Raw genomic sequence first — 25,584 nt, 5'->3', positions numbered from 1 at the left:
AGCCCGACATGAACGCGATCGTCGGCAGCCACGACCTGCTCCTGGTCACCCTCGACACACTGCGGTACGACGTGGCCGTCGAGCTGGCGGCCGAGGGCCGGCTCCCGAACCTGGCCCGGCACCTGCCCGGTGGCGGCTGGGAGCGCCGGCACGCGCCCGGGAGCTTCACGTACGCCTCGCACCAGGCGATCTTCGCCGGTTTCCTGCCGACGCCGGCCACCCCGGGTCCGCATCCGAGACTGTTCGCGGCCCGGTTCGCGGGCAGCGAGACGACGGCCGGCGGGACGTTCGTCTACGACACCCCGGACCTGGTGTCCGCGCTGGCGGGCGAGGGCTATCGGACGGTCTGCGTCGGCGGGGTCGGGTTCTTCGACGGCCGGCCGCCGCTGGGCGCGGTGCTGCCGGGCCTCTTCCAGGAGAGCCACTGGGAGCCGTCCTTCGGCGTCGCCTCGCCGACCTCGTTCGAGTCCCAGGTGGCGCGGGCCGAGGAGGTCGTCGCCGGGCTCCCCCGCGAGCGCCGGCTGTTCCTCTTCGTCAACGTGTCGGCGCTGCACCAGCCCAACTGGTTCCACCTGGCGGGGGCGACCCGTGACGCGGGCGACTCCCGGGCCACGCACGCGGCGGCGCTGGAGTACGTCGACCGGCACATCGGGCGGCTCTTCGCCGCGATGAGCAGCCGCCGTCCCTGTTTCGCCATCGTCTGCTCGGACCACGGCACCGCGTACGGGGAGGACGGCCACATCGGGCACCGGCTCGGCCACGAGGTCGTGTGGACCGTGCCGTACGCGCAGTTCGTCCTGCCGGGACCCGACCAGGAGGCCGCCGCGTGAGCACCCCCGACCCCCGCCCGTACCGGAGCTACGTCTACGCCTACCCGCACAAGACGGCGTACCGGGAGCTCCCCGGGCTCCCGGAGCTGGCCTGCCTCTGGGCGGACGAGCCGAAGGACGCGCTCTCCCTCTACGCGCACATACCGTTCTGCGAGGTCCGCTGCGGCTTCTGCAACCTCTTCACCCGCGTCGGAGCCCCCGACGGGCTGACGACCCGGTACCTGGACGCGCTGGACCGCCAGGCCACGGCCGTACGCGAGGCCCTCGGCGACGGCGGCCCGGTGCGGTTCACTACGGCCGCCTTCGGGGGCGGCACGCCCACCTTCCTGACCGCCGGCGAGCTGGAGCGGCTCTGCGACATCGCCGAGAAGCGGATGGGGGTGGACCTGCGGGCGGTGCCGCTGTCCGTGGAGACCTCGCCCGCGACCGCGACGGCCGACCGGCTCGCCCTGCTCGCCGAGCGGGGCGCGACCCGGCTGAGCATCGGCGTGCAGAGCTTCGTGGAGGCCGAGGCGCGGGCGGCGGTCCGGCCGCAGCGCCGTGCCGACGTGGAGGCCGCGCTCGGCCGGATCCGGGACAGCGGCGTCCCCGTGCTCAACATCGACCTGATCTACGGGATCGACGGCCAGACGGAGCGGTCCTGGCGGGTCTCCCTGGACGCGGCCCTCGCCTGGCGGCCCGAGGAGCTGTACCTCTATCCGCTGTACGTGCGCCCGCTCACCGGCCTCGACCGGCTCCAGGACCCCGCGGCCGCCGACCGCGCCTGGGACGAGCAGCGGCTCCGCCTCTACCGGTACGGCCGGGACCACCTCCTCGCGCACGGCTACGAGCAGGTGTCGATGCGGATGTTCCGCCGCGCGGACGCCGGGCCCGCGGGACCCGACGACCACGCCTGCCAGACGGACGGCATGATCGGCCTGGGCTGCGGGGCCCGCTCGTACACCTCGGCCCTGCACTACTCCTTCGACTACGCCGTCGGCATGCGGGAGATCCGCTCGATCATCGACGTCTACACGGAGACGGAGGACTTCTCCCGCGCCCGGCACGGCTACGGGATGACGGAGGCGGAGGCGAGGCGCCGTCACCTCCTCCAGTCGCTCCTCCAGGCGGAGGGCATGCCCGTCGACGGGTACGAGGAGCGGTTCGGCTCCTCTCCCCTGGCCGACTTCGGCCCGGAGCTCGCCCGCTTCGGGGCGTTCGGCTGGCTGGACACGGACGCGCCGGCGGGGCTGCTGCGGCTGTCGCCCGAGGGGCTCGCGCACTCGGACGGGCTCGGCCCCGAGCTCTTCTCCCCCGCCGTACGGGCCGCGATGGCCGCGTACGAGGCGAAGTAGCGGGCCGGCGTGCACCCGGACCCGTCCTCGGGCATGGACCTGACCGTGCTGTACCGGGGCCCGCTCTCCTCGTGCGACTTCGACTGCCCGTACTGCCCGTTCGCGAAGCGGCGGGACACCCCCGAGCTGCTGCGCGCGGACCGGGCGGCGCTCGAACGGTTCACCGGGTGGGCGGCCGGGCAGACCGGTGACCGGCTGCGGGTCCTCTTCACGCCGTGGGGCGAGGGGCTCGTGCGCTCCTGGTACCGGCGGGCGCTGGTCGGGCTCTCCCGGCTGCCGCACGTGGAGCGGGTGGCCATCCAGACCAATCTGAGCTGCCGCACCGACTGGCTGGCGGAGGCGGACCCGGGGACCGTGGCGCTCTGGTGCACGTACCACCCGGGCCAGACGCCGTACGAGCGCTTCCTCGCGAAGTGCCTCGACCTAGCCGGGCGGGGCATCAGGTTCAGCGTCGGCGTGGTCGGGCTGCCCGAGCACGCGGCGGACGCCCGCCGGCTGCGCGCCGCGCTGCCGCCGCACGTGTACCTCTGGGTGAACGCGGCGGAGGGGCACACGTACACCGACGCGGAGGCGGCGGAGTGGACGGGGATCGACCCGCTCTTCCCGTACAGCCGACATCCGCACCGGTCGGCGGGTCTGCCCTGCCGCACGGGCGAGTCGGTGATCTCGGTGGACGGCGAGGGGACGGTCCGCCGCTGCCACTTCGTCAGGGCGGAGCTGGGGAACCTGTACGACGGCTCGTACCGCGCCGCCCTGCGCCCCCGGGCCTGTCCCCTCGCCGTCTGCGACTGCCACATCGGCTACGTCCACTTGGAGACGCTGCCGCTGTACGACGTGTTCGCCGGCGGGGTGCTGGAGCGGATCCCCGCCGTCGTTCCCCCGCCGGCCCTCCCCCGGACTACAGGGGCATGAGGTCGGGGCGCTTGGCCTCGACGTGGTCGCCGGAGCTCTCGCCGCGGAGGCGGCGGCCGATCCACGGGACGAGGTACTCCTTGGCCCAGTGGATGTCGTCGCGGCGGACTTCGAGGGTGCCGCGCGGGGGGACCGGGGGCCAGGGCTGGTCCGGGTCGGCGGGCACGGGCAGGCCGAGGACCTGGGCGGCGCGCAGCGCGACGCGGGTGTGGCCGTCCGGGGAGAGGTGGAGCCGGTCGTCGTCCCAGGCGCGCCGGTCCTGGACGGACTTCAGCGACCACAGGTCGAGGACCGGGCAGCCGTAGCGGTCGGCGATGGCCCGGACGTGTCCGTTGTACGTGGCGATCTTGCCGCGCAGGTGCTTGAGGAGGATCACGTCGCGGGTGTCGAAGCCGGTGGTCACCATGACGGTGCCGACGGCGGAGGTCAGGTCGGCGACGGCGCGTTCGAAGCGCTCGGCGACGTCGTCGGGGTCCGTGCCGGGGCGGATGATGTCGTTGCCGCCGGCGCAGAAGGTCACCAGGTCGGGGGCGAGTTCCTTCGCCCGGGGGACCTGTTCCGCCACGATCTGGTCGAGGAGGCGCCCGCGTACGGCCAGGTTGGCGTAACGGAAGTCGTCGTGCTCCGGCAGCTCGTCGGCGAGCAGGACCGCGAAACGGTCCGCCCAGCCGACGTACGTCCCGTCGGGCCCGGGGTCTCCGACGCCCTCGGTGAAGCTGTCACCGATCGCCGCGTACGACCCGAATGCGTTCTTGTCTGTTGATCTCGAATCGTCTGCCACGGGACCACATCCTTCCTCTTCGGATGTGACCTACGCGACCGTAAGGAGGGGTTGACGCAGGGTGACATATGCCACCGATAAAGATTCTCCCAAGCCGGAATACGGCGGCGGCCCGGCACGCGCGTGCCGGGCCGCCGGAGGTGTCCGCGTCGGGGGGGCGTCCGCGTCAGACGGCGACACCGTGCTGGCGCAGGTAGGCCAGCGGATCGATGTCCGAGCCGTAGTTCGGCGTGGTGCGGATCTCGAAGTGCAGGTGCGGGCCGGTGGAGTTGCCGGTGGAACCGGAGAGGCCGATCTGCTGGCCGCCGGTGACGGTCTGGCCGGACGAGACGGAGAGGGAGGAGAGGTGGGCGTACTGCGAGTAGTTGCCGTCGGCGTGCTGGATGACGACCTCGTTGCCGTAGGCGCCGCTCCATCCGGCGGAGACGACCGTGCCGGCGCCGACGGCGCGGACGGTGGTGCCGGAGGAGGCGATGAAGTCGACACCGGTGTGGTAGCCGGAGGACCACATCGAGCCGGAGGCGTGGTACGGGGTGGAGAAGCCGCCGCCGGCGACGGGGGTGACCCAGCCGGAGGCGGAGGTCGAGGAGCCCGACGACTGCGCGGTCTGCGAGGACTGCGAGGTGGCGGTCTCCGTGGTGGCGGCGGCCGGGGCGGAGGAGCGCTCGCTGCCGCGGGAGGCGCGCGGGGTGTCGCCGTTCTTCGAGCTCTGCGTGCTCTTGGGGGCGGCCTTGGGCGCGGTGCTCTTCGGGGCGGCGGGCGCGGAGCCCTTGGCGCCGAGGGTGAGCTTCATGCCGGGGAGGATCAGCGAGGGGTTCTCGCCGACGACCTGGCGGTTGTCGGCGTACAGCTTCTGCCAGCCGCCGGCGAGGTGGTGCTCGGCGGCGATCTTCGACAGGTAGTCGCCGCGGACGACGGAGTACGTCTTCGGCGCCGTCTTGGCGGCGGCGGGGGCGGCCTCGACCACGGCGGGGGCCTTCACCTGCGCGGCGGCGGTGACGGCGTGGGCCGGGACGGCGGCCGGAGCGGACTGCTCGGCGGCGTGGGCCCCGGTCGCTCCGAGGAGCGGGAGGGCGACGACGGCGCCACCGGTGCCGGCGACGGCGAGTCCACGGGTGAGGGGGTTGATCCTGGGACGGCGGTGCTTACCCTTCGCGGGCATGGCGAATTCCTCTCCGGCGCCTGCGAGGTGAGCTGTCGGGTTCGGACTGGAGATGCCCGGCCGCGTTCTCACGCGGCTTCACCCCTAGCCGTCCTGCATCGCGGGACCGGCGTACTTCCTGGGTCCCCCGCTCCTGCCACACATGGGTGAGTGAATTCCGGACGGTGGCAGGATTCGGCGGTCCGACCGGATTGACGGTGACGCTAGACGAGCGGGGTCGGCGCGAACAAGCCACTGTTTTCGAGGGGGATTCCCCGGCGTGCCATTCGGCTCGAATTCCGGTCACCCTGTGTGGATGACGGTCCTTCGATTTCCTTTTTGCGCACGGCATTTGCTCCGGACGGTCGGCCACGATCCGTCACCTTTATGACGCTGCTCACGCGGCCCGACCCATCTCGCCTGCAACCAGGGCGCGTTATCCCCAATGCCTTAATTCGGACAGATCGCCCATTACCGTCCGAGGGGGTGCGCCCGCACCGCCCCACCGGGATGATTGCCCCTGGAACCGATCTCGTGTCGGGCACCCGAACGACGACACCCAGGAGCATCCGTGACGCAGCAGCTTCCGCAGGTCCCGCCCACCGAAGCGAACGAGCCCGAGCTGGCGGCGGTCCGCAACTTCAGGGACGTGGGCGGCCTGCCGACGACGGACGGGCGCGCCGTGCGCGCCGGCCGTCTCTTCCGCAGCGGCCACCTCGCCCACGCGACCGAGAGCGACGCCGCCTTCCTCGCCACGCTGGGACTGCACACCGTCTTCGACTTCCGCAACGAGGCCGACCGGAAGGTCGAGGGCGCGGACGTCGAGCTGCCCGGCGTACGGAACGTGAACATACCGCTCAACGACCCGGCCGACGGGAAGGAGTTCTGGAAGCTGGTCCGCGACGGCGAGATCGAGCAGCTGCGGGAGATCCTCGGCGACGGCAAGGCGGCCGCCCGGATGTCCGACTCGTACCGGAAGATGGTGGTCGAGCGGGCGTGGGAGCACAGCCGCATCCTGCACTCCATGGCGGAGGAGAGCGTCCCCGCCCTGATGCACTGCGCGGCCGGCAAGGACCGCGCCGGGCTCTCCATCGCGATCACGCTGCTCGCCGTCGGGGTCGAGCGGGAGGCGATCGAGGCCGACTACGTGAAGTCGAACGACCCGCACCGCCGCTACAAGGTGCGCCGCAGCTCCACCTCCCCCGACGCGATGTCGCCCGAGGTGATGGAGCTGCTGAGCCCGCTCTTCGACGCGCGGGTGGAGTACCTGCGGGCCGCCTTCGAGACGATCGAGGCGACCTGGGGCACGGTGGACACCTACCTCACGGAGGGCCTGAAGCTGACCCCGGAGACCCGCGAGCGCCTGCGGGAGCAGCTGCTCACGGAGGCCTGACCTCCGGCCGCCCGCGCCGCCGCCGGCCGCCTCCGCGGGACCGCCGCTACTGGTTCTGCCCGCCCAGCATGAAGAGCAGGTAGAGGAAGCCGGCGAAGAGGTGGCCGGCGATCAGATAGGCGAAGAGACGGAGCACGAGCCCCTTGGGGAACTTGCCCTCTCCTCGCTCCTCGCCGGTGACAGGCGCGGACTTCTCGGACATGTCGGTCCTTTCCTGGGGAAGGGTGACGCGGGTTCAGCGCAGGTGCGGGGTTCCGTCGCCGAGGCACAGCTCGGCCGCGGGACTCTGCATCAGCGTGTGGACGAAGAGGAGCTCGGCCCCGCCGGTGGTGGCGGCGCCGATCCGGTGCGGGGTCAGCGAGTCGAAGTGCGCGCTGTCCCCGGGATCGAGGACGTGGACGGCCTCGCCGAGCGCGAGCCGCACCCGGCCCTCCAGGACGTGGATCCACTCCTCGCCGGGGTGGACCCGCACGATGTCGGCCCGGGTGGCGTACGGCACGTGCACGCGCAGGCACTGGAGGGCGCGGCCGGCGCCGCCGGCCTGGCGGTAGATCCAGCCGTCGGCCTCGACGGGGTCGGAGCGGCCGGCCCGCACGACGGGGTCGCGCTCGGGCGGTGTCTCGCCCAGGAGCTCGGACACCGTCGTACCGTAGATGCGTGCGAGCGCGAGCAGCATCGGCAGCGAGGGCTGCCGGTTCCCCGTCTCCAGCCGCGAGAGGTGGGCGGGCGAGAGGCCGGCGCGCTGGGCGGCGGCCTCCAGGGTGAGCCCCCGGCGGCGGCGCAGGGCCCGCAGCTGCGGGGCGACGTCGGGCAGGACGCCGGTGGTGTCGGGGTCCGGGGAGGCTTCCCCGGGGACGTGGTCCATGCGTCCATTCCGCCAGGAACATGCCTCTGAGGCAAGTTTCTTGCCTCAGAGGCAAAAGCCGGTCGAAGCCGGTCGAAGCCGACGGCCGGTGCGCGTCAGCGCTGCGCGACCGCCTGCCTCACCAGCGTCCTCCCGAAGTCCCACATCAGCCCGCCACCCCCGTGCGCCTCGTCCATGACCGCCGTGAAGGCGGTGACGAACCGGTCCACGTCCGCCTCGTCGATGATCAGCGGCGGGATCAGCTTGATCACCTCCAGGTGGTCGCCGGAGACCTGCGTGAGGATCCGGTGCCGCTGGAGCAGCGGGACGACGACCATCTGGGCGAAGAGGCCCTTGCGGGCCGCCTGGAGCATCGTCCAGCGGCCGCGCAGCCCGAGGGAGGACGGCCGGCCGAACTCGATCCCGATCATCAGACCGCGCCCGCGGATCTCGTGCAGCAGCTCGTACCGGGGCACGAGCTCCTTGAGGCGCCCGGAGAGCAGGTCGCCGATCCGGCGGGCGTGGGCGACCGTGCCCTCGTCCTCCATGACCGACAGGACGGCGAGCCCGGCCGCCATGGCCTGCGCGTTCGACCCGAAGCTCGCCGAGTGGACCAGGACGCGGTCCATCGACGAGTACACCTTCTTGAAGATCCAGTCCTTGCCCAGGGTGGCGCCGACCGGCACGTAGCCGCCGGAGAGCGCCTTGGCGACGCAGACCAGGTCCGGCTCGACGCCCTCGTCGTGCTGGTACGCGTAGAAGTCGCCGGTCCGGCCGAGGCCGGTCTGCACCTCGTCCGCGATCAGCAGGGCCCCGTGCCGGTGCAGCAGCTCCTGGGCGGCCCGCAGGAAGCCCGGCGGCGCCTCGTGGACGCCCTTGCCCTGGATGGGCTCGACGACGAAGGCGGCCACGTCGCCCCGGCGCAGCTCCCGCTCCAGGGCGTCGAGGTCGCCGAGGGTGATCGCGGTGTCCGGCAGGAGCGGGTCGAAGCCCTCCCGGAAGCTCCGCTCGCCGTTGACGGAGAGGGAGCCGGTGGTGAGCCCGTGGAAGGCGTGGGAGCAGTAGACGACCCTGGGGCGCCCGGTGGCGTACCGGGCGAACTTCAGGGCGGTCTCCACGGCCTCGGTGCCGCTGTTGCCGAAGAAGACCCGGTCCAGGTGCGGGCTGTGGGCGAGCAGCCGCTCGGCGAGCAGCCCGGGGAGGGGCTGGCAGTCGAAGCGGGTGAGGTCGGCGAGCTGGGCGTCCAGGACGTCGTGGAGGGCCTTGCGGACGACGGGGTGGTGCCGTCCGAGGCCCATCACGCCGAAGCCGGCGAGCATGTCGAGGTGGTCGACGCCGTCGGCGTCCCAGAAGTGGGCGCCCTCGGCCCGCTCGTACACCTTGTCGAAGCCGATGGTGTGCAGCATGCGCGGCAGCTGGTGGTTGAGGTACTTGGCGTGCAGCTCGTAGCGCTCGCCGCCGCGCGCGTCGAGCAGCGCCCGCAGGTCGAACTCCCCGCTCATGCCCGCCGCCTCACCCGTTGTTCCCGGAGACGGTCTCCCGGATCGCGCGCAGCGATTCCTTGAGGGAGCCCATGGTGGCCAGGACGGCGGTGGGTTCGTATCCGCAGTGCGCCATGCAGTTGGCGCAGCGCGGGTCCTTACCGCGTCCGTACTTGTCCCAGTCGGTCTCCTCGACCAGCTCGCGGTACGTGGGGACGTAGCCGTCGCTCATCAGATAGCAGGGGCGCTGCCACCCGAAGAGCGAGTAGTTGGGGATCGCCCAGGCGGTGCAGGGGAAGTCCGCCTTTCCTTCCAGGAAGTCCAGGAAGAGCGGCGAGTGGTTGAGCCGCCAGCGGCGCCGGTTTCCGCCGGCGAAGGCCTTCTTGAAGAGTTCCCGGGTCTGTTCGACGCCGAGGAAGTGCTCCTGGTCGGGGGCCTTCTCGTAGGCGTAGGCGGGCGAGATCATCATTTCGTCGACCTGGAGGTCGTCGTTGAGGAAATTGAGCACCTCGATGATGGTCTGGGGGGTGTCGGTGTTGAAGAAGGTCGAATTGGTGGTGACCCGGAAACCGCGTCGCTTGGCCTCCTTGATCGCCGCCACCGCCTCGTCGAACACACCCTCCTTGGCGACGGATTCGTCGTGCCGTTCCCGCAGGCCGTCGATGTGCACGGCGAAGGCGAAATACGGGGAGGGCGTGAAGTTCTCCAGCTTCTTGCGCAGCAGCATCGCGTTGGTGCACAGGAAGACGTACTTGCGGCGGGCCACCAGCTGGCGCACGATCTCGTGGATCTGAGGATGCATCAACGGCTCGCCGCCGGCGATGGACACCATGGGCGCACCGGACTCCAGGACCGCGCCGACCGCCTGTGCGACCGGCATGCGCTGCTTGAGGACACCCGCCGGGTGCTGGATCTTTCCGCAGCCCTCGCACTTGAGGTTGCAGGCGTAGAGCGGCTCCAGCTCGACGATCAGCGGGAACTTGTCCCGCTTGCGGAGCTTCTGTTCGAAGAGGTAGGTCCCGACCCGGATGGACTGACGGAGCGGCATGGCCATAACTCGTTCACCTCCTGGGGAGCAGCAAAGAACGGTGCCATTCGAAGAACGCGGGAAGGACGGCACGAAGGACACGGAAGGCTGATATTCCCCCGCGTACCGTGCCGATCCGGACCAGTTCATGTTCCGGAGCGTCCACGACCACCCGGACGGCCGCAACCGGGCGGGCGCCGAGGCCGTCCCCGAACGCCCCGGCGGCCCGGGCCGTGCGGAGCGTGGCGGCGGACTCCATGTCGACGGCGATCGCACCGCCGCCGCGCAGCGCGACCCGCTCGGGACCGCGCACCACGTGGTCGGATCCGGTGAGCGGCCCGGTGTGCACGGCCCGCCCGGGCACCGCCTTGGCGAGGGCCTTCACCAGGAGGTCGGTGCCGCTGCACGGGGTGGTCCCTTCGGGTCCCCGGGTCTCGTCGGCGACGATCAGGTCCCCCGGGTGCATGCCGGGGGCGAGGCCGGCGCAGAACCCGGAGGCGATGACGGCGGCGTCCCGCCACCCCTCCTCGCCGAGGGCCCGGGAGACGGCCCTGCGGGCCCGGTCCGGGCCCATGCCGGTGCGCAGCACGGTCACCGGGCCCGGGGCGCCGCCGCGGTCCCCGCTGCGCAGGGCGAACTGCTCGATGCCGAGCGCACAGGCGATCAGCAGCGGCGGGGTGGCGCCGGGGCCCGGTTCGCGGCCCATCAGCGGTCCTTGCCGGGCGAGGGCTCCCCGTGCACGTACCGCCCGAGCGCCGTGAGCGGGAACACCTGCCGGTAGAGGTGGTAGTTGATGGAGAAGTCCCAGGGGAAGCCGGTGCCGGTGAAGTACGGCTCGTCCCAGGATCCGTCCTCGCGCTGGGTCGCGGCGAGCCAGGCGACGCCCCGCCGGACGGCCTCGGACTCCCGCTCGCCGGCGGCGAGCAGGGCGATCAGCGCCCACGCGGTCTGGGAGGCGGTCGAGGCACCGCGGCCGACGCTCGTCTCGTCCTCGTACGAGCGGAGGTCCTCGCCCCAGCCGCCGTCCTCGTTCTGCACGGCGCCCAGCCAGCCGACGGCCCGGCGGACCGCCGGATGGGAGAGGGGCAGTCCGGCGGCGGTGAGCGCCGGGAGCACCGAGCCCGTCCCGTACACGTGGTTGACGCCCCAGCGGCCGAACCAGGCGCCGTTCGGCTCCTGTTCGGCGAGGAGCCACTCGATTCCCCGGCGGGTGCGCGGGTCCTGGGCGAGGCCCTCGTAGGCGAGCATCTCCACGACGTGGGCGGTGACGTCGGCGGAGGGCGGGTCGATCACCTCGCCGAAGTCGCAGAACGGCAGCTTGTTGGGGAACGGGCTGGTGTTGTCGGCGTCGAAGGCGCCCCAACCGCCGTCCTTCGACTGCATGCCGAGCGTCCAGCGCGCTCCCCGGGCGACGGCCGCCTCGACCCGCGCGGGGTCGGGGTGCTTCACCCGGCGCAGCGCGAGCAGCACCTCGGCGGTGTCGTCGATGTCGGGGTAGTTGTCGTTGTGGAACTCGAACGCCCAGCCGCCCGGCGGCAGTCCGGGGCGGCGGACCGCCCAGTCCCCGGACTTGGTGATCTCCTCGTCCAGCATCCAGTCGACGGCCTTCACGAGGGCCGGGTGGTCGGGGGCGACCCCGGCGTCGGCGAGCGCGATGGTGGCGAGGCAGGTGTCCCAGACGGGCGACTGGCAGGCCTCGATCATGCGCGAGCCGTCCTCGCGCCGGACGGCGAACCGGTCGAGCGACTCGAGACCGGCCCGCATGACAGGGTGCCCGAGGTCGTAGCCGAGGAGGTGGAGGGCGATGACCGAGTAGACGGCCGGGGGCTGGATGCCGCCCCAGCAGCCGTCGTTCTCCTGGCGCTCGACGATCCACCGCGCGGCGACGTTCATGGCGGTCCCGCGGAGCGCGCGCGGCGCCAGCCGGTGGTAGACGTGCAGCGCCTTGTCGAGCCGCTGGAAGAGGCCGTCCCAGCCGGTCGCGGGGGCGAGGGGGCGGGGCGGGTTCGGTCGGGCCGGGTCGGTGTGCAGCTCGTCGAGCGGGAAGGGCGCGGGGCGGACCGGGCGCTTCGCGGAGACGACGGTGAGCGGCACGATCGTCTGCCGGGCCCAGCAGCCGAAGTCGTAGATGTTGAGCGGGAACCACTTCGGCAGGAAGAGCAGCTCCGGGGGCAGCTCGGGCAGGTCCTCCCAGCGCCACCAGCCGAAGAGGGCCAGCCAGATCCGGGTGAAGACCCGGGCGGCGGCGATTCCGCCGCGGGCGCGGACCCAGGCGGCGGCCCTGGCCATGTGCGGGGCCTCGGGCGCGTCGCCGGCGAGGCGCAGCGCCACATAGGCCTCGACGGTGGCGGAGAGCTCGCCCGGTCCGCCGTAGAAGGTCGCCCAGGCGCCGTCCTCGCGCTGTTCGCGGCGGATGTGGAGGGCGGAGGCCCGGGTGGTGTCGGCGTCGAGGATGCCGAGGAACTGGCGGAGGAGGAGGTCCTCGGCGTCCATGGTGACGTTGGTCTCCAGGTCGCCCTTCCACCAGCCCGCCGGGTCCTGGCGGGCGAGCAGGTGCTCGACGGCCCGTTCCGCGGCCCGCGCGGCGGTCTCGTCGAGGTCCGGCGCCGAGGCGTCGGTGTGGTGCGTGGTGCTGGCCGCGGCCGCTCGGGGGCTCACGGCCCCGGCGCTTCCGTCGGTCGTCGCTGTCATGGCTTCCCCTTTGCGCAGTCGGATTCTTCTGCTTCTACGGGTCTGCCGTCGGCCGGCGCCGGGTGGCACCGGCCGGCGACCGCGAACTCATATCAGGGTGATGGTGATCATCTCTTCCGTACGACCACGAAGTCGGCCAGGGCGACGAGCTGCGCCCTCACGCGGGCGGGCATGTCCACCTCGTCCAGGGCCTCGATCGCGACGGCGTGCTGGCGGCGGGCCTCCTGGGAGGTCCACTCGCGTCCGCCGGCCTCCTCGATGAGGGCGGCCCGGAAGGCGAACTCCTCCTCGGAGAAGGTGTCGAAGTCGTTGGACTTGGCGTCCGCGGCGAGCAGCTCGCCGAGCCGCTCGGAGGCCTCGCCGCCGGCGGCGAGGGCGGCGACGACCGGGAGGGACTTCTTGCGCTGGCGCAGGTCGCTCCAGGTCTGCTTGCCGGTGGCCTCCGGGTCGCCCCAGATGCCGAGGAGGTCGTCCACGGCCTGGAAGGCGAGGCCGAGGTGGTAGCCGTACTCCTCCAGCTTGTCGGCGGTGCGGTCGTCGGCGCCGCCGAGGACGGCGCCGATGGAGACGGCGCAGGCGAGCAGGGCGCCCGTCTTGTTGCCCTCCATCTCCAGGCACTCCTCGACGGTGACCCGCTCGCGGTGCTCGTAGGAGATGTCCTGGGCCTGCCCGTCGATGAGCTTGCGGCTGGCCGTGGTGAGCCGCCGGGTGGCCCGGCCGGCCTCGACCGTGCCGAGTTCCAGCAGGATCTCGTTGGCGAGGGCGAAGAGCGCGTCGCCGACGAGGATGGCCTGCGCGGGGCCGTGCACCTTCCACACGGTGTCGCGGTGGCGGCGCTGCTCGTCGCCGTCCATCAGGTCGTCGTGGAGCAGCGAGAAGTTGTGGACGAGCTCCACGGCGACGGCGCCGGGGATCCCGATCTCGGGCGCGGCGCCCGCGGCCTCGGCCGACAGCAGGGCGAGCGCCGGGCGGACGGCCTTGCCGCCGTCGCCGTCGGCGGGGTTGCCGTGGGCGTCGATCCAGCCGAAGTGGTAGGCGGCCACGGTGTCCATGGGCGACGCGAGGCGGTCGACGGCCGCCCGCAGTACGGGGGTGGACAGGGTCCGCCCCCGCTCCAGCAGTGCGGACACGTCCGCGGTGTCGACGGCCGGATTACCCGGCGGCACAGTCGGCACGGTCTCTCCTCTTGTTCCGGTACTCACACTCATGCCGCCTCCTGTAGCGGATGGTCGTGGCGGCGGCCGAAGGCGGAGAGCGCGGCGCCCGCGGCGCTGAAACCACTGCGGACGGCACCCTCCATGGTCGCGGGCCAGCCGGTGGCGGTCCAGGCTCCGGCCAGGTAGAGGCCCGGTGCCCCGGTGCGGGCGCCGGGCCGCAGCCGGCCGACGCCCGGGGTGGGGGCGAACGTGGCCGTCCGCTCCCTGGTGACGAAGAAGTCGCGGATCCCCGCGCCGCGGGCGGCGGGCAGCAGCCGCTCCAGCTCGGGGAGGTACTTCGCGCGCAGGGCGGCGACGGGCTCGTCGATCTCGTCCTGGGCGGCGGACTGGGAGACGGCGAGGTACTGGCCGCCGCCGGTCAGTCCGGAGGAGTCGGTGCGGTCGAAGACCCACTGCACCGGGGAGCCGAGGGTGGTGAAGAAGGGCCGCTTCAGCACCTTGCGGTCGTAGACCACGTGCAGGTTGAGGATCGGCGCGGTGGCGATGTCGAGGAGCCGGTCGGGGTCGTCGAGGGCGCCCTCGGGCAGCAGGCCGTGCGTCTCCTGCTGCGGCACGGCGAGGACGACGGCGTCCGCCGTGAGCGTCTCGCCGGGTACGTCGACGGCCCAACGCCCGTCGTCGGTGCGGGAGATCCGCTCGGCCTTGGTGCGGAGCGCGGTGCGGACGCCGAGGGCGTCGAGCTCCTTCGCGGCCCGGGTGTCGTGGAGTTCGCCGAGCGGGACGTGGGCCCAGCCGATGTCGGCGGCGCCGGGCTCGGAGAGGAGTCCGGTCTTGAAGACCATCGCGGCGAGCCCCATGGAGGCCTGCGGGGCGGGCGCGTTGAGGGTGGGGATGCCGACGAGGTCCCACAGGGCCTCGACGGTCCGCGGGGACTGTCCGTGCCGGCCGAGCCAGGTGGCGAAGTCGATGCCGTCGAGCGCCGGGTCGGCGGGGTCCAGCTTCTTCAGGGCGAGCGCGGCCCGCCCGACGGAGGCCCGCTCGGCGAGGGACAGGTGCGGGTAGGTGGCGAGGCTGCGGGCGAGGTGCAGCGGCACGGGCAGGGCGTCGCGGCGGATCCGGCCGAGCCGGGGGCGGCCCGGGTGTCCGACGTCGAGGACGGGCACGTCGAGGCGGTCCTGGAGCGGGGCGAGGCGGGCGCCGTCGACCCGGTCGAGGAACCAGCGGTAAGCGGTGCAGCAGCGCAGGTAGACGTGCTGGCCGTTGTCGACGGTGAGCTCGCCGCGGCGGAAGGAGAAGGCGAGGCCGCCGAGCCGGGGCCGGCCTTCGAGCAGGGTGACGCGGACGCCCGCGTCGGCGAGCTGGAGCGCGGCGGTGATCCCGGCGAGCCCGCCGCCGACCACCACGACGTGCCGCCGCCGGTCGCCGCCGCCGCCGCCGGACCGCGGGTCGCCGGGGCGGCCCGTGCGGCGGTTCGGCGCGGTGTCCGCTGCCGGCGCGTCGGTCGCCGGCAGGTCGTTCCGCTCGGTTCCGTCGGTCGTCACGCGGCCTCCGTTCGGGTCGTCGCGGGCGGGATCGGCGCGCACGGGTTCGCCGGGTGCGCGGCCGTCCGGTGCAGGGCCGCCCCCGGCAGGGACGCCGGAACGGCGCCCGGGGTTGCCCGGCGGTCGGAGGCGTTCGGTCGCATCAGGCACGCCCCCTGACGGCGCGGCGGGCGATGGTGCGGGTGTCGAGGCCGGACAGGCCGCGCACCGCGACGTACGCCTTCTCCCGGCCGGGCAGCGAGACGCGGCCCCGCAGCACGGCCTCGGGGTCGCGCTCGATCCGGTCGAGGAGGCGCCGGTAGATGCCGGCCATGGCCGCGACGCAGGCGCCGCTGCGCCGGTCGAGCAGCGGAAGCAGCCGGTAGCCCTCGGCGAACAGGGCGCGGGCGCGCCGCACTTCGAAGTGGACGAGCCCGGCGAAGTCGGAGCCGGGGGGCATCGTCTCGCTGCCGAAGCCGTCCGCGCAGCCGAACTTGGCGAGGTCGTCGGAGGGCAGATAGGTGCGCCCGTTCGCGGCGTCCTCGCGTACGTCCCTGAGGATGTTGGTGAGTTGGAGCGCGAGGCCGAGGGTGTCGGCGTACTCCGGGGCCCGGTCGGCGCCCACGGCGCCGGGCTGGGTGCCGAAGACGCCGAGGGAGATCCGCCCGATGGCGCCCGCGACGCAGCGGCAGTAGACCTTGAGGTCGTCCCAGGTCTCGTAGGTCGCGCCGCGCACGTCCATGAGGACGCCGTCGATGAGTTCGTCGAGGCCGCCGAGCGGGATGGGGAAGCGGCGGGCGGAGTCGGCGAGTGCGACGGCGACCGGGTCGGTGTCGTCCTCGTCGACGTCTCCCGCGCGGACCCGGTCGAGCAGGGTCCGGGTGGCTTCGAGCCGCTCCCGCTTGGCCTCGGGCGCGAGCGTGCCGTCGCCGATGTCGTCGACCCGCCGGGAGAAGGCGTACAGCGCGGACATCGCCTGGCGCTTCTCGGTCGGCAGCAGCCGGATCCCGTAGGCGAAGTTACGGGCCTGCTGCCCGGTGACCGCCTCGCAGTAGCTGTAGGCGGCCAGTACCGGTGCGGACGGCTGGGGCTGTGCCTCCACGGTCGCGCTCACCCCTCTTTCCGCGCCCGGAGCAGAACCGCTCCCGCCTGGCGCATCAGGCTCGGCTTGGTGGCCTTCGGTGGGCCGGTCAGTACGTCGAATCCGGCGTCGGCGACGGCGTCGAGTGCCGCGAGTCCCCCGGCGGTGAAGCCGGCGAGGAGGAGGCGGAGCCGGCCGTGGACGCTGCCGAGGAGTGGGGTGCCCGCGTGGAGCAGCTCGCGGGCCCGCTCGGCCTGGAAGGCGATCAGGGCGCGCACGGAGGCTCCGGCGGTCGGCTGCGCCAGGTCGCTCTCGGTGACGTGGAAGCGCTTGAGGTCCTCGGCGGGCAGGTAGATCCGGTCGCGGCCGAGGTCCTCGGCGACGTCCTGGAGGTGCTCGACGATCTGGAGGGCGGTGCAGATCTCGTCGGAGCGCCGGATCCGTTCGGGCGTCTCGGTGCCGGTGATGCCGAGGACGAGCCGGCCGACGGTGTTGGCGGAGAGCTCGCAGTAGGCGAGGAGGTCGTCGTACGTCTCGTAGCGGCGGACCAGCTGGTCCTGCCGGTTGGCCGCGATGAGGCCGAGGAAGGGCTCGGGGGTGAGCCGGCACCGCCGCACGGTCGGCTGGAGCGCGCGCAGCAGGGGGTGGTGGGGGGTGCCGTCGAAGACGCGGTGGAGGTCGGTCTCGAAGGCGTCGAGGACGGCGAGCCGGTCGTCGGCGCGCTCGGGGTCGACGCCGAGGTGCCGGGCGTCGGAGCCGCCCGGGGCGAGGTCGCCGTCGCCGATGTCGTCGACGAGGCGGGCGAAGCCGTAGACGGCCATGAGGTCGTCGCGCCAGGCGCGGGGCAGGAAGAAGGGGGCCACGGGGAAGTTCTCGTCCGCGGCCTTGCCGAGTGTGGCGCGCGAGGAGGCGTCGGGGCGCGCCTGCCGGGTATCCGTCACAGGTCACTGCCCGACGGAGGGACGGCGACACCCTCGTGGAGCTGGAGATTCTGCGTCATGGCCGTCACGTCTCCCGTTCTACACTGCCGACCCAATCCATCCTATTTCGGACACGCCGCCGACCCCTGCCCGTAGAGCCGCCAGCCGGAGGCCCGATGGCGGTGGGGAATGGCCCTACTTGCCGCGAATCAGACCGGTCCAGCTTACGTTGTACGACGACCGTCGCCATTCCGGGGTGGCGGACACCCGGCGCCTCACCCGTACGTGTCGTCAACTCCCGCCTCGCGCAAGGGCGTTCGCGCGAGCGGGCGTCAGGGGACGCGGGCCCCGGAGACGACCATGGCGAGGGTGGTCTCGACGACGGCGTTCCTGCGCTGGACGGGCAGGCGCCGAAGAGGCCCTTCGAGCAGCAGGAGTGACAGTCCGTGCACGGCCGACCACGCGGCGGCACCGGCGGACGGGCGGACGTCCCGCCGCGGGGCACCGGCCCTGGCGAGCGCGTCCAGCGCCTCCCCGAAGAGGGCGAACGCGCGGACCTCGGGCTCGGGTGCCCGGTGTTCCGGCATCGACCCGTCCGGACCGCCCTGCCGGACCATGCAGAACGCGGCCCGGTACAGGCCGGGCTGCGCGACGGCGAAGCCGACGTACCCCCGGCAGAGCGCGGCCAGCCGGCGTTCGGCCGCCAGCGCCGGGTCGTCGGCGCCGGGCTCTCGGGCGGCCGCCCGCTCCATGGAGTCGGCGAGGGACCGCTGCGCGTGGAGCCTGACGGTACGGAGCAGCTCGCCCCGCCCGTCGAAGTGCCGGTAGGCGGCCGTGGGCGAGACGCCGACCCGGCGGGCCGCCTCGCGCAGGACGACCCGTTCGGGACCGCCCTCGGTGGCGAGGTCGACGGCTGCGCAGATCAGTGCGTTGCGCAGATCGCCGTGGTGATAGGTCTTGCCCCCCGAGATCGCTGACATGGGCTCATCCTGCCCGATGTTGACCGCATGAACATTCCGGGCGAGCGCGCGACGCGCGGAAAACGCAAGAGCCCCCACCGGATGACTCCGGCGGGGGCTCTGGCGGCGACCTCAGCGCGCGGTCTCCCGCTCGTACGCCTTGAGGACCTCGTCCGTGGGGCCGTCCATGAGGAGCTGCCCCTTCTCCAGCCAGAGCACCCGGTCGCAGGTGTCCCGGATGGACTTGTTGCTGTGGCTCACCAGGAAGACCGTGCCGGCCTCCTTGCGGAGCTCGCGGATGCGCTCCTCGGAGCGGATCTGGAACTTGCGGTCACCGGTCGCGAGGGCCTCGTCGATGAGGAGGACGTCGTGGTTCTTGGCGGCCGCGATGGCGAAGCGGAGCCGGGCGCCCATGCCGGAGGAGTACGTGCGCATGGGAAGGCTGATGAAGTCGCCCTTCTCGTTGATGCCGGAGAAGTCGACGATGCCCTCGTAGCGGTCGCGCACCTCCTCGCGGCTCATGCCCATGGCGAGGCCGCCCAGGATCACGTTGCGCTCGCCGGTGAGGTCGTTCATCAGGGCCGCGTTGACGCCCAGGAGCGAGGGCTGGCCGTCGGTGAAGACCTTGCCGCTCTCCGTGGGCAGCAGGCCGGCGATGGCGCGCAGCAGCGTGGACTTGCCGGAGCCGTTGGAGCCGATGAGGCCGATGGCCTCGCCGCGGTAGGCGGTGAAGGTGACGCCGCGGACCGCGTGGACCTTGCGGACGCCCCGGCTGACCTCGGCCTTGCCGCGGCCGACGATCCGGCTCAGCGCCGCGGTGGCACTGCCCCTGCCGCCGCCGCCGGCGTTGACCCGGTAGACGATGTGGACGTCGTCGCAGATGACGGTGGGAACGTGGGAGTCGTTGCGGTCAGCCACGGCCGTACCTCTCCTCTGCCTTCCAGAAGTAGACGAAGCCGCCGATGCCGAAGACCACGGCCCAGCCGAGGGCGGTCATCCAGACGTGCGACGGCAGGTTCTCGGCGCCGTAGCCGTCGATGAGGGAGTAGCGGATGAGGTCCATGTAGACGGCCGCCGGGTTGTACATGAGGACGTCGGCGATCCACGCGGGCTTGTCGGCCAGCATCGCGGAGATCGAGAACATGACGCCCGACGCGTACATCCAGGTCCGCATGATGAACGGCATCAGCTGGGCGAGGTCGGGCGTCTTGGCGCCCATCCTCGCCACGATCATGGCGAGACCGGTGTTGAACACGAACTGCAGGAACAGCGCCGGGACCAGCAGCAGCCAGCGGAGCGACGGGTAGCTGCCGAAGGCGATGGCGACCGCGACGAGCACGATCATCGAGAACAGCAGCTGCTGGAGCTGCTGGAGCGAGAACGAGATCGGCAGCGTGGCCCGGGGGAAGTGCAGCGCCCGGACGAGGCCCAGGTTGCCCGAGATCGCCCGGACGCCGGCCATGACCGAGCTCTGGGTGAAGGTGAACACGAAGATGCCGGTGACCAGGAACGGGATGTAGACGTCCTCGGTCATGCCGCGGCCGGCACCCAGGATGAGCCCGAAGATCAGGTAGTAGACCAGGGCGTTCAGGAGCGGGGTCGCCACCTGCCACACCTGGCCCAGCTTCGCCTGGCTGTACTGGGCGGTCAGCTTGGCCGACGAGAAGGCCAGGATGAAGTGGCGGCGGCTCCACAGGTCCCGCACGTACTCGAGGAGTCCGGGCCGGGCACCACTGACCGACAGGCCGTACTTCGCGGCCAGCGCGGCCGAGGACAGGCCCTCGTCGACGGACGGAGGCGCGCTCGTCGCGACCGCCCCGCCCTGGTGTGTGTCACTCACAAGTCGAAACTTTCGTGTGCAAGATGCGCGGCACGTCGGGTACCACGATGTCAGACGACCGGGGGGCGACCCAGCCGGGTCAGCCGCCACACCGTACGCCACCTCATGGGACGACGCGGACCGCAGGGGGCCGCCCAGCCTTCGCGGAATCCGCCGAACCATGCCTTCAGCGCGGAGAGCGAGGGCCGCCGGGCCACGGTGAGCAGGAGCCAGACGCCGAGATAGACCGGCACCAGGGGCGCGGGCAGATTGCGACGTGCCAGCCACACTCGGTTGCGAGCCACGTTGAAGTGGTACGAGGCGTGACGGGAGGGGGCGGTGGTGGGGTGCAACAGCACCATGTCGGAACGGTAGTCGATCATCCAGTCGGCGTCGAGCGCCCGCCAGGCGAGGTCCGTCTCCTCGTGCGCGTAGAAGAAGTCGTCCGGCAGGCCGCCGACTTCGGCGAACACCTTGGTGCGGACCGCGTTGGCGCCGCCGAGGAAGGTGGTCACCCGCGAGGAGCGCATCGGGTCGGAGGCGCGCAGCCTCGGCACGTGCCGGCGCTGGGTCTGCCCGGTCTCCGGATCCGCGATGCGGAAGCTGATGATGCCCAGGCGCGGGTCGGCGGTGAAGGCCTGGCGGACGAGTTCGGCGGTGTCCGGGTGGGCGAGCAGCCCGTCGTCGTCGAGGAAGAGCAGGACGTCGACGTCGGTGCCGCCGGGGCCGAAGGCCTCCATGCCGACGTTCCGGCCGGCGGGGATGCCGACGTTCTCGGGCAGGTCGACGGTCCGCACCCAGTCGGGCACCCCGGTGACCGGGGTGCCCTGGCCGACGACGACGACCTCGACCGGGTCGCCCTGCTGCTTGGCGACCGAGTCGATCAGCGCGCGCAGGTCGTCGGGGCGGTTGCCCATCGTGATGACGACGGCGCCCACCTTGAGGGGTGTGCTCACGGCCGGCCTCACTTCAGCCTGCTGGAGACCATGATCGACACCAGGTGCAGCACGGTCTGGAGGAGCGCGATGCCGGCCAGGACGGCGACGCCGACCCGGGAGAAGAACAGGTCCCCGCGGATCTGGTCGGCGACGGCCAGGACGACGATCAGCAGCGAGGCCTCGATGCCGAGGACGAGCCGGTGGAACTTCAGCGCCGCGGCCGCCTTGCGGGCCAGTGCCATGCCGGAGGAGCGCGGCTCGGACGCCGCCTCCTTGACCGGCGGCAGACCGCCCTGGTGGCGGGCGACGCCGACGAGGTCGGTCTCGGCCTTGATCAGGATGGCGCCGAGGGCGGCGAGGGTCCCGAGGAACGCCCACAGCCAGTCGGCTCCGCCCGAGCCCCACAGGTCGGCGGCGCGCAGGCCGAAGCCGACGAGCACGGCCGCGTCGCACAGGTACGCGCCGACCCGGTCCAGGTACACGCCGGCGAGCGAGTACTGCTTCTTCCAGCGGGCCACCTCGCCGTCGACGCAGTCGAGCAGCAGGTAGAGCTGGACCATGAGCGCGCCGAGCAGGGCCCCGGGGATCCCGGGCACCAGCAGGGCCGGCGCCGCCAGGACGCCCGCGAGGGTCATCACGTACGTGAGCTGGTTCGGCGTGACCTTGGTGCCGACGAGCTGCCGGGTGATCCTGAGCGAGATCTCCCGCATGTACAGGCGGCCGCCCCAGTGCTCGCCACTTCGCCGGTCCTTCACACCGGGCGGGTGGACGACCGGTCGGAGCTCAGCTACCGATGGCTTTTGCATAGTCGGCGTACGCGTCCCTGATGTCGTCGTCGGACAGGTCGAGGTGTTCGAGGATGGTGAAGCGGCCCGGCCGGGTCTGCGGGGCGAAGGACACCGCCTGGACGAACTCGTCCACGGTGAAGCCCATCTCCTCCGGCCGGACGGGCAGTCCGTGCCGGCGCAGGGTGTCGACCATCAGCGCGGAGGCGTCGGGCGCGCCGCGCAGGTGCATCGCGAAGGCGGCTCCGAGGCCGCACTGCTCGCCGTGGCTGGCGGCGCGGGCCGGGAAGAGCAGGTCGAAGGCGTGGCTGATCTCGTGGCAGGCGCCCGAGGAGGGGCGGCTGTCCCCGCTGATCGACATGGCGATGCCGGACATCACCAGGCCCTCGGAGAGGGTGACGAGGAAGTCGTCGTCGCCCACCCCGCCGGGGTGGCGGAGCACGGCCTCGCCGGCGCTGCGGGCCATCGCGGCGGCCAGGCCGTCGACGGGCTCGCCGGTCTCGCGGTGGGAGAGCTCCCAGTCCGCGATGGCGGAGAGGTTGGAGATCGCGTCGCCGATGCCGGAGCGGACGTAGCGGACCGGGGCGTCCCGGATCACGTCGAGGTCGATGACCAGCGCGATCGGGGTGGGCACGCCGTAGGAGCCGCGGCCGTTGTCGTTGTCCAGGGTGGAGATCGGCGAGCAGATGCCGTCGTGCGACAGGTTGGTGGCGATGGCCACCAGCGGCAGCCCGACCCGGGCCGCCGCGTACTTCGTCACGTCGATGATCTTGCCGCCGCCGAGGGCGACCACGGCGTCGTACCGCTTGCCGCGCATGGCGTCGGCGAGCTTGACCGCCTCGTCGATCGTGCCGCCCGAGACCGGGTACCAGTCGGCGCCCGGCAGCTCGGGGGCGAAGTGGTCACGCAGCTTCAGGCCCGAGCCGCCGCTGATGGCGACGGCGATCTTGCCGTTGCTGGAGATCCGCTGGTCCGCGAGGAGCGCGGACAGGTCGTCCAGCGCTCCCCTGCGGATGTCGACGACGACCGGCGAGGGGATCAGCCGGGTCAGTACTGGCACGCGATCTCACGGCCCTTCGCGAGGTCGTCGTGGTTGTCGATCTCGACCCACTTGACGTCGCCGATGGGGGCCACGTCGACGGTGAAGCCGCGGTTGACCAGCTCCTGGTAGCCGTCCTCGTAGTACAGGTCGGGGTCGCGCTCGAAGGTGGCCTTGAGGGCGTCGGCGAGCTCCTCGGCGGCCTCGGCCTCGATCAGCGTGACGCCGATGTACTCGCCGGTGGCGGTCGCCGGGTCCATCAGCTTGGTGATGCGCTGGACGCCCTTGTCCTCGGCGGTGATGACCTTCATCTCCTCGTCGGCGAGGTTCTTCACCGTGTCGAGGGCGAGGATGATCTTCTGGCCGTTGCCGCGGGCCGCGAGCAAAGTCTTCTCGACCGAGACCGGGTGGACGGTGTCGCCGTTGGCGAGGATCACACCGCGCTTCAGCTCCTCACGCGCGCACCACAGGGAGTAGGCGTTGTTCCACTCCTCGGCCTTGTCGTTGTCGACGAGGGTGATCTTGAGGCCGTACTTCGCCTCAAGGGCGTCCTTGCGGTCGTAGACGGCCTCCTTGCGGTAGCCGACGACGATCGCGACCTCGGTGAGGCCGATCTCGGCGAAGTTCTTCAGCGTGAGGTCGAGGATCGTGGTCTCGCCGTCGACGGGCACGAGGGCCTTCGGGAGGGTGTCCGTGTAGGGGCGCAGACGCCGTCCGGCACCGGCTGCGAGTACGAGGCCGATCATGCTGTTTCTCCTTCGTCGTGAACGGCGGGTGCTCCGGAGGAGACCCAGAAGCGGATGGACTCCACGAGCACCACGAGCGCGACGGCGACCGCGAGGGCGGTCAGTGCCAGGGTGAAGTCGTCACCGCGGTCCGCCAGGAAGGCGGCGAGGACGGCCACCAGGAGCGTGCGCCCCTCGTGTCCGCCGGTGACGCGCACCAGCCACGCGGGCGGCGCGCCGGTGCCCCCGCGGATGCGGTACACCGTGTCGTAGTGATGGTAGGCGACGGCCGCGACCAGCCCGAATGCGGCGGGGAGCGCCTGGGCTGCGTCGGAGCGCGCGGCGAGGATCAGGACCGTGCCGTACTCGGCGGCGCGGAAGAGCGGGGGGAGCAGCCAGTCGAGGGGGCCCTTGAGGGGCTGGGAGACGGCGAGCCCGGACAGCAGCGCGTAGGTGACGGCGCCGCCGACCACGGTCCACGGGTCGCCCTGGGCGAGGGCCGAGCCGAGCACGGCGACCGCGGCGAGGGCCGCGAGCAGCGGCGTGCTCGGGTAGCGGCGGGCGCCGCGGGAGCGGAGCCGCGCGACGGTCTCGGCGATCGGCCCCGAGTCGGCGAGGTCCGCCAGCGCCTGGGCGGCGCGGTCGGTCCGCTTCGCCTTGCGGGTCAGGGAGCGCAGCACCCGCCCGGCGGTGGTGTAGCAGGCGCCGAAGGAGCCGCCGATGATCAGCGCCCAGAAGACGATCCGGGGGTCGGTCACGGCGATGAGGACGGCGATCATGGCCCAGCGCTCGCCGATCGGCAGGATGATCATGCGGCGGGCCCAGACGGTCCAGCCGACGCTGTCGAGCCGGTCGGAGAGCGCCGCGGTGGGGCTGGTGTTGGCCGTGGCGTCGTGGTTGGCCTCGTTGAACGAGAAGTCCACGACGTGCCGGCAGGTCATCAGGATCATCGCGCCGAGCGCGAGCGCCCAGACGTCGTCGCCGTTGCGGGCGGCGCCGAGGGCGAGGCCCGCGTAGAAGGCGTACTCCTTGGCGCGGTCGAAGGTGGCGTCGAGCCAGGCGCCCAGCGTCGAGTACTTCAGCGCGTAGCGGGCGAGCTGCCCGTCGGCGCAGTCGAGGACGAAGGAGACGATGAGCAGGACACCGGAGGCGATGTAGCCGGCGCGCTCGCCGGTCGCCGCGCAGCCGGCCGCGATCAGGGCGGTGAGCAGCGAGGCGGTGGTGACCTGGTTGGGGGTCAGTCCGCGCCGTGCGCACCAGCGGGCGATGTAGCGCGAGTACGTGCTGATGAAGAAGGTGGTGAAGAAGCCGTCGTGGGCCTTGACCGCGGTGCGCAGGCGGACGGCCTCGTCGTCGACGGCGTCGACGGCGGCGCGCGCCTGGTGGCGGGCCTCGGCGTCGGTGGGCACGGTGGCGACGAGGGTGCCGAGCGCGGGCCGGTGCACGGCGACGCCGTCGGCGTCGAGGGCCCCGGCGAGCGTGCCGGTGAGGTCGTCGGTGAGGGTGCCCGCGCCGGGGGCCGCGGGTGTCTTCGCGGCCTCGGTCAGCGCGCGGGCGAGCGCCGGGCGGGCCGCGCTCTGCGCGGTGAGCGCGCCGGCGACGGCCGCGGCCGGGAACCGGGGGTCGGTGAGGGCGAGGCGCAGCGCGTGCACGTGGCCGACGAAGCGGGGGTCGACGAGCGCGACGCGCTCACCCGCCGGGACGGTGGCCAGCAGGGCGCCGGTCTCCTCGGCGCCGGAGGCGATCCGGACGTCGAAGCCGAGCGACCTCAGATCTCCGTCGAGCGAGGATCCGGGTGCCGGCGGGCCGGTGAGGATGGCGGTCGACAGACGAACTCACTCCTTGGAGCTGACGGAGGGCCGGCGGGGCTCATGGCTGCCCCGGGCGCGGCGGTGCCGCCCTGTACCGGGCGGCGACACGTCGGCTGAGGCTATCGGATGAACGGGAACCCGAGTTCACCGAGGCTTCGCGGGCCGGACTCCCCCGGGCCCACCCGTGGCCGCACGCGTGCGCCCGTGCCGCGGTGATCATCATGAGCGATCGGTGGCCCACCTCACAAACCGCGGTCGGCCGATGCCCGGGGAGCGGTCCGGGGGTGGTGCGGGCCATGGTCGGCCTGCTTCGAATATCCGCAGGTCAGAGCATATGACAACGGTGTTCAGTACCGTGTTGCACATACCCCCTACCCGTAGTTCACTTGCCAACCG

General features: G+C 72.5%; 24 protein-coding genes and 1 riboswitch. Of the genes, 4 read left to right on the top strand and 20 right to left on the bottom strand.

Annotated features, from left to right (window positions below):
- Nucleotides 1–8 precede the first annotated feature (8 nt).
- The 3 genes from MRBLMG1_RS01555 to MRBLMG1_RS01545 are packed head-to-tail and all read left to right on the top strand — an operon-like array spanning nucleotide 9 to nucleotide 3,076.
- Nucleotides 9–830, top strand: coding sequence for an STM4013/SEN3800 family hydrolase (locus MRBLMG1_RS01555; RefSeq protein ID WP_367820304.1), 822 nt, complete (start codon nucleotides 9–11; stop codon nucleotides 828–830).
- Nucleotides 827–2,164 carry an STM4012 family radical SAM protein gene (locus MRBLMG1_RS01550; protein ID WP_367819890.1) on the top strand — a complete coding sequence of 446 codons (1,338 nt, stop codon included), beginning with the start codon at nucleotides 827–829 and terminating at the stop codon, nucleotides 2,162–2,164. Before MRBLMG1_RS01555 ends, MRBLMG1_RS01550 begins: the two co-directional genes overlap by 4 nt.
- A gap of 33 nt (nucleotides 2,165–2,197) precedes the next feature.
- On the top strand, nucleotides 2,198–3,076 hold the full coding sequence (locus MRBLMG1_RS01545; RefSeq protein WP_367820302.1) for an STM4011 family radical SAM protein: 879 nt from the start codon (nucleotides 2,198–2,200) through the stop codon (nucleotides 3,074–3,076).
- Here the strand turns inward: MRBLMG1_RS01545 and MRBLMG1_RS01540 are convergent.
- Both MRBLMG1_RS01540 and MRBLMG1_RS01535 read right to left on the bottom strand, forming a co-directional pair.
- Nucleotides 3,063–3,857 (bottom strand): SGNH/GDSL hydrolase family protein, encoded by a 795-nt coding sequence (locus MRBLMG1_RS01540; protein WP_367819889.1) that lies wholly within the window; start codon nucleotides 3,855–3,857, stop codon nucleotides 3,063–3,065. The genes MRBLMG1_RS01545 and MRBLMG1_RS01540 overlap by 14 nt on opposite strands.
- Nucleotides 3,858–4,023: 166 nt before the next feature.
- A complete protein-coding gene (locus MRBLMG1_RS01535) occupies nucleotides 4,024–5,019 on the bottom strand; it encodes a M23 family metallopeptidase (RefSeq protein ID WP_367819887.1) in 996 nt (331 codons plus the stop codon).
- Nucleotides 5,020–5,021: 2 nt separating this feature from the next.
- Nucleotides 5,022–5,178: riboswitch (cyclic di-AMP (ydaO/yuaA leader) on the bottom strand.
- Nucleotides 5,179–5,569: 391 nt separating this feature from the next.
- Between MRBLMG1_RS01535 and MRBLMG1_RS01530 the strand changes: the two genes are divergently transcribed.
- Nucleotides 5,570–6,391 (top strand): tyrosine-protein phosphatase, encoded by an 822-nt coding sequence (locus tag MRBLMG1_RS01530; protein ID WP_367819886.1) that lies wholly within the window; start codon nucleotides 5,570–5,572, stop codon nucleotides 6,389–6,391.
- 46 nt (nucleotides 6,392–6,437) lie between these two features.
- On the opposite strand, the gene MRBLMG1_RS01525 is transcribed toward MRBLMG1_RS01530, so the two are convergent.
- The 18 genes from MRBLMG1_RS01525 to MRBLMG1_RS01440 all read right to left on the bottom strand — a co-directional run bounded on the left by MRBLMG1_RS01525 (nucleotide 6,438) and on the right by MRBLMG1_RS01440 (nucleotide 25,206).
- Nucleotides 6,438–6,593, bottom strand: a complete 156-nt coding sequence (locus MRBLMG1_RS01525; RefSeq protein ID WP_167534180.1) for a DUF6126 family protein — start codon at nucleotides 6,591–6,593, stop codon at nucleotides 6,438–6,440.
- Between the two features lie 33 nt (nucleotides 6,594–6,626).
- A complete protein-coding gene (locus MRBLMG1_RS01520) occupies nucleotides 6,627–7,256 on the bottom strand; it encodes a helix-turn-helix domain-containing protein (protein WP_367819883.1) in 630 nt (209 codons plus the stop codon).
- Nucleotides 7,257–7,351: 95 nt separating this feature from the next.
- Nucleotides 7,352–8,737: an aspartate aminotransferase family protein gene (locus MRBLMG1_RS01515; protein WP_367819881.1), complete on the bottom strand. Its 1,386-nt coding sequence runs from the start codon at nucleotides 8,735–8,737 to the stop codon at nucleotides 7,352–7,354.
- A gap of 10 nt (nucleotides 8,738–8,747) precedes the next feature.
- Nucleotides 8,748–9,770, bottom strand: coding sequence for an adenosyl-hopene transferase HpnH (gene hpnH / locus MRBLMG1_RS01510; RefSeq protein WP_367819879.1), 1,023 nt, complete (start codon nucleotides 9,768–9,770; stop codon nucleotides 8,748–8,750).
- A 7-nt stretch (nucleotides 9,771–9,777) separates the two neighbouring features.
- Nucleotides 9,778–10,449 (bottom strand): 1-hydroxy-2-methyl-2-butenyl 4-diphosphate reductase, encoded by a 672-nt coding sequence (locus MRBLMG1_RS01505; protein ID WP_367819877.1) that lies wholly within the window; start codon nucleotides 10,447–10,449, stop codon nucleotides 9,778–9,780.
- Complete coding sequence (gene shc / locus MRBLMG1_RS01500; RefSeq protein WP_367819875.1) at nucleotides 10,449–12,434, bottom strand: squalene--hopene cyclase; 1,986 nt, start codon at nucleotides 12,432–12,434, stop codon at nucleotides 10,449–10,451. Before shc ends, MRBLMG1_RS01505 begins: the two co-directional genes overlap by 1 nt.
- 107 nt (nucleotides 12,435–12,541) lie before the next feature.
- Complete coding sequence (locus MRBLMG1_RS01495; RefSeq protein ID WP_367819873.1) at nucleotides 12,542–13,642, bottom strand: polyprenyl synthetase family protein; 1,101 nt, start codon at nucleotides 13,640–13,642, stop codon at nucleotides 12,542–12,544.
- Entirely contained in the window at nucleotides 13,639–14,994 is a 1,356-nt protein-coding gene (gene hpnE / locus MRBLMG1_RS01490; protein ID WP_367820300.1) for a hydroxysqualene dehydroxylase HpnE, read from the bottom strand. The genes MRBLMG1_RS01495 and hpnE overlap by 4 nt, the downstream gene beginning before the upstream one ends.
- Before the next feature lie 280 nt (nucleotides 14,995–15,274).
- Entirely contained in the window at nucleotides 15,275–16,225 is a 951-nt protein-coding gene (gene hpnD, locus MRBLMG1_RS01485; protein WP_367819871.1) for a presqualene diphosphate synthase HpnD, read from the bottom strand.
- On the bottom strand, nucleotides 16,222–17,133 hold the full coding sequence (gene hpnC, locus MRBLMG1_RS01480; RefSeq protein ID WP_367819869.1) for a squalene synthase HpnC: 912 nt from the start codon (nucleotides 17,131–17,133) through the stop codon (nucleotides 16,222–16,224). Before hpnC ends, hpnD begins: the two co-directional genes overlap by 4 nt.
- Nucleotides 17,134–17,444: 311 nt before the next feature.
- Nucleotides 17,445–18,092 carry a TetR/AcrR family transcriptional regulator gene (locus tag MRBLMG1_RS01475; RefSeq protein ID WP_367819867.1) on the bottom strand — a complete coding sequence of 216 codons (648 nt, stop codon included), beginning with the start codon at nucleotides 18,090–18,092 and terminating at the stop codon, nucleotides 17,445–17,447.
- Nucleotides 18,093–18,203: 111 nt separating this feature from the next.
- A complete protein-coding gene (locus MRBLMG1_RS01470; RefSeq protein WP_367819865.1) occupies nucleotides 18,204–18,989 on the bottom strand; it encodes an ABC transporter ATP-binding protein in 786 nt (261 codons plus the stop codon).
- Complete coding sequence (locus tag MRBLMG1_RS01465; RefSeq protein WP_367819863.1) at nucleotides 18,982–19,911, bottom strand: ABC transporter permease; 930 nt, start codon at nucleotides 19,909–19,911, stop codon at nucleotides 18,982–18,984. Before MRBLMG1_RS01465 ends, MRBLMG1_RS01470 begins: the two co-directional genes overlap by 8 nt.
- A gap of 50 nt (nucleotides 19,912–19,961) precedes the next feature.
- Nucleotides 19,962–20,807: a glycosyltransferase family 2 protein gene (locus tag MRBLMG1_RS01460; RefSeq protein ID WP_367820298.1), complete on the bottom strand. Its 846-nt coding sequence runs from the start codon at nucleotides 20,805–20,807 to the stop codon at nucleotides 19,962–19,964.
- 47 nt (nucleotides 20,808–20,854) lie between these two features.
- Nucleotides 20,855–21,634, bottom strand: coding sequence for a CDP-alcohol phosphatidyltransferase family protein (locus MRBLMG1_RS01455; protein ID WP_367819861.1), 780 nt, complete (start codon nucleotides 21,632–21,634; stop codon nucleotides 20,855–20,857).
- Nucleotides 21,612–22,673, bottom strand: coding sequence for an iron-containing alcohol dehydrogenase family protein (locus MRBLMG1_RS01450; RefSeq protein ID WP_367819859.1), 1,062 nt, complete (start codon nucleotides 22,671–22,673; stop codon nucleotides 21,612–21,614). Before MRBLMG1_RS01450 ends, MRBLMG1_RS01455 begins: the two co-directional genes overlap by 23 nt.
- The gene (locus tag MRBLMG1_RS01445; RefSeq protein WP_367819857.1) at nucleotides 22,661–23,398 is read right to left on the bottom strand and encodes a sugar phosphate nucleotidyltransferase; all 738 of its coding nucleotides are present in this window, start codon (nucleotides 23,396–23,398) and stop codon (nucleotides 22,661–22,663) included. The genes MRBLMG1_RS01450 and MRBLMG1_RS01445 overlap by 13 nt, the downstream gene beginning before the upstream one ends.
- Nucleotides 23,395–25,206, bottom strand: coding sequence for a DUF5941 domain-containing protein (locus MRBLMG1_RS01440; RefSeq protein WP_367820296.1), 1,812 nt, complete (start codon nucleotides 25,204–25,206; stop codon nucleotides 23,395–23,397). The genes MRBLMG1_RS01445 and MRBLMG1_RS01440 overlap by 4 nt, the downstream gene beginning before the upstream one ends.
- Nucleotides 25,207–25,584: the final 378 nt, after the last annotated feature.

Source organism: Streptomyces sp. LMG1-1-1.1, assembly GCF_040815545.1.
Taxonomy (GTDB): Bacteria; Actinomycetota; Actinomycetes; order Streptomycetales; family Streptomycetaceae; genus Streptomyces.
This window is presented reverse-complemented; position numbering and strand designations above follow the sequence as displayed.

Bases quoted from the DNA above. Each gene is read 5' to 3' on its own strand.
- MRBLMG1_RS01555 (WP_367820304.1), top strand. From the start codon at position 9: ATGAACGCGATCGTCGGCAGCCACGACCTGCTCCTGGTCACCCTCGAC.
- MRBLMG1_RS01545 (WP_367820302.1), top strand. From the start codon at position 2,198: ATGGACCTGACCGTGCTGTACCGGGGCCCGCTCTCCTCGTGCGACTTC.
- MRBLMG1_RS01535 (WP_367819887.1), bottom strand. From the start codon at position 5,019: ATGCCCGCGAAGGGTAAGCACCGCCGTCCCAGGATCAACCCCCTCACC.
- MRBLMG1_RS01525 (WP_167534180.1), bottom strand. From the start codon at position 6,593: ATGTCCGAGAAGTCCGCGCCTGTCACCGGCGAGGAGCGAGGAGAGGGC.
- MRBLMG1_RS01520 (WP_367819883.1), bottom strand. From the start codon at position 7,256: ATGGACCACGTCCCCGGGGAAGCCTCCCCGGACCCCGACACCACCGGC.
- MRBLMG1_RS01515 (WP_367819881.1), bottom strand. From the start codon at position 8,737: ATGAGCGGGGAGTTCGACCTGCGGGCGCTGCTCGACGCGCGCGGCGGC.
- hpnH (WP_367819879.1), bottom strand. From the start codon at position 9,770: ATGGCCATGCCGCTCCGTCAGTCCATCCGGGTCGGGACCTACCTCTTC.
- MRBLMG1_RS01505 (WP_367819877.1), bottom strand. From the start codon at position 10,449: ATGGGCCGCGAACCGGGCCCCGGCGCCACCCCGCCGCTGCTGATCGCC.
- shc (WP_367819875.1), bottom strand. From the start codon at position 12,434: ATGACAGCGACGACCGACGGAAGCGCCGGGGCCGTGAGCCCCCGAGCG.
- MRBLMG1_RS01495 (WP_367819873.1), bottom strand. From the start codon at position 13,642: ATGAGTGTGAGTACCGGAACAAGAGGAGAGACCGTGCCGACTGTGCCG.
- MRBLMG1_RS01475 (WP_367819867.1), bottom strand. From the start codon at position 18,092: ATGTCAGCGATCTCGGGGGGCAAGACCTATCACCACGGCGATCTGCGC.
- MRBLMG1_RS01460 (WP_367820298.1), bottom strand. From the start codon at position 20,807: ATGGGCAACCGCCCCGACGACCTGCGCGCGCTGATCGACTCGGTCGCC.
- MRBLMG1_RS01455 (WP_367819861.1), bottom strand. From the start codon at position 21,634: ATGCAAAAGCCATCGGTAGCTGAGCTCCGACCGGTCGTCCACCCGCCC.
- MRBLMG1_RS01445 (WP_367819857.1), bottom strand. From the start codon at position 23,398: ATGATCGGCCTCGTACTCGCAGCCGGTGCCGGACGGCGTCTGCGCCCC.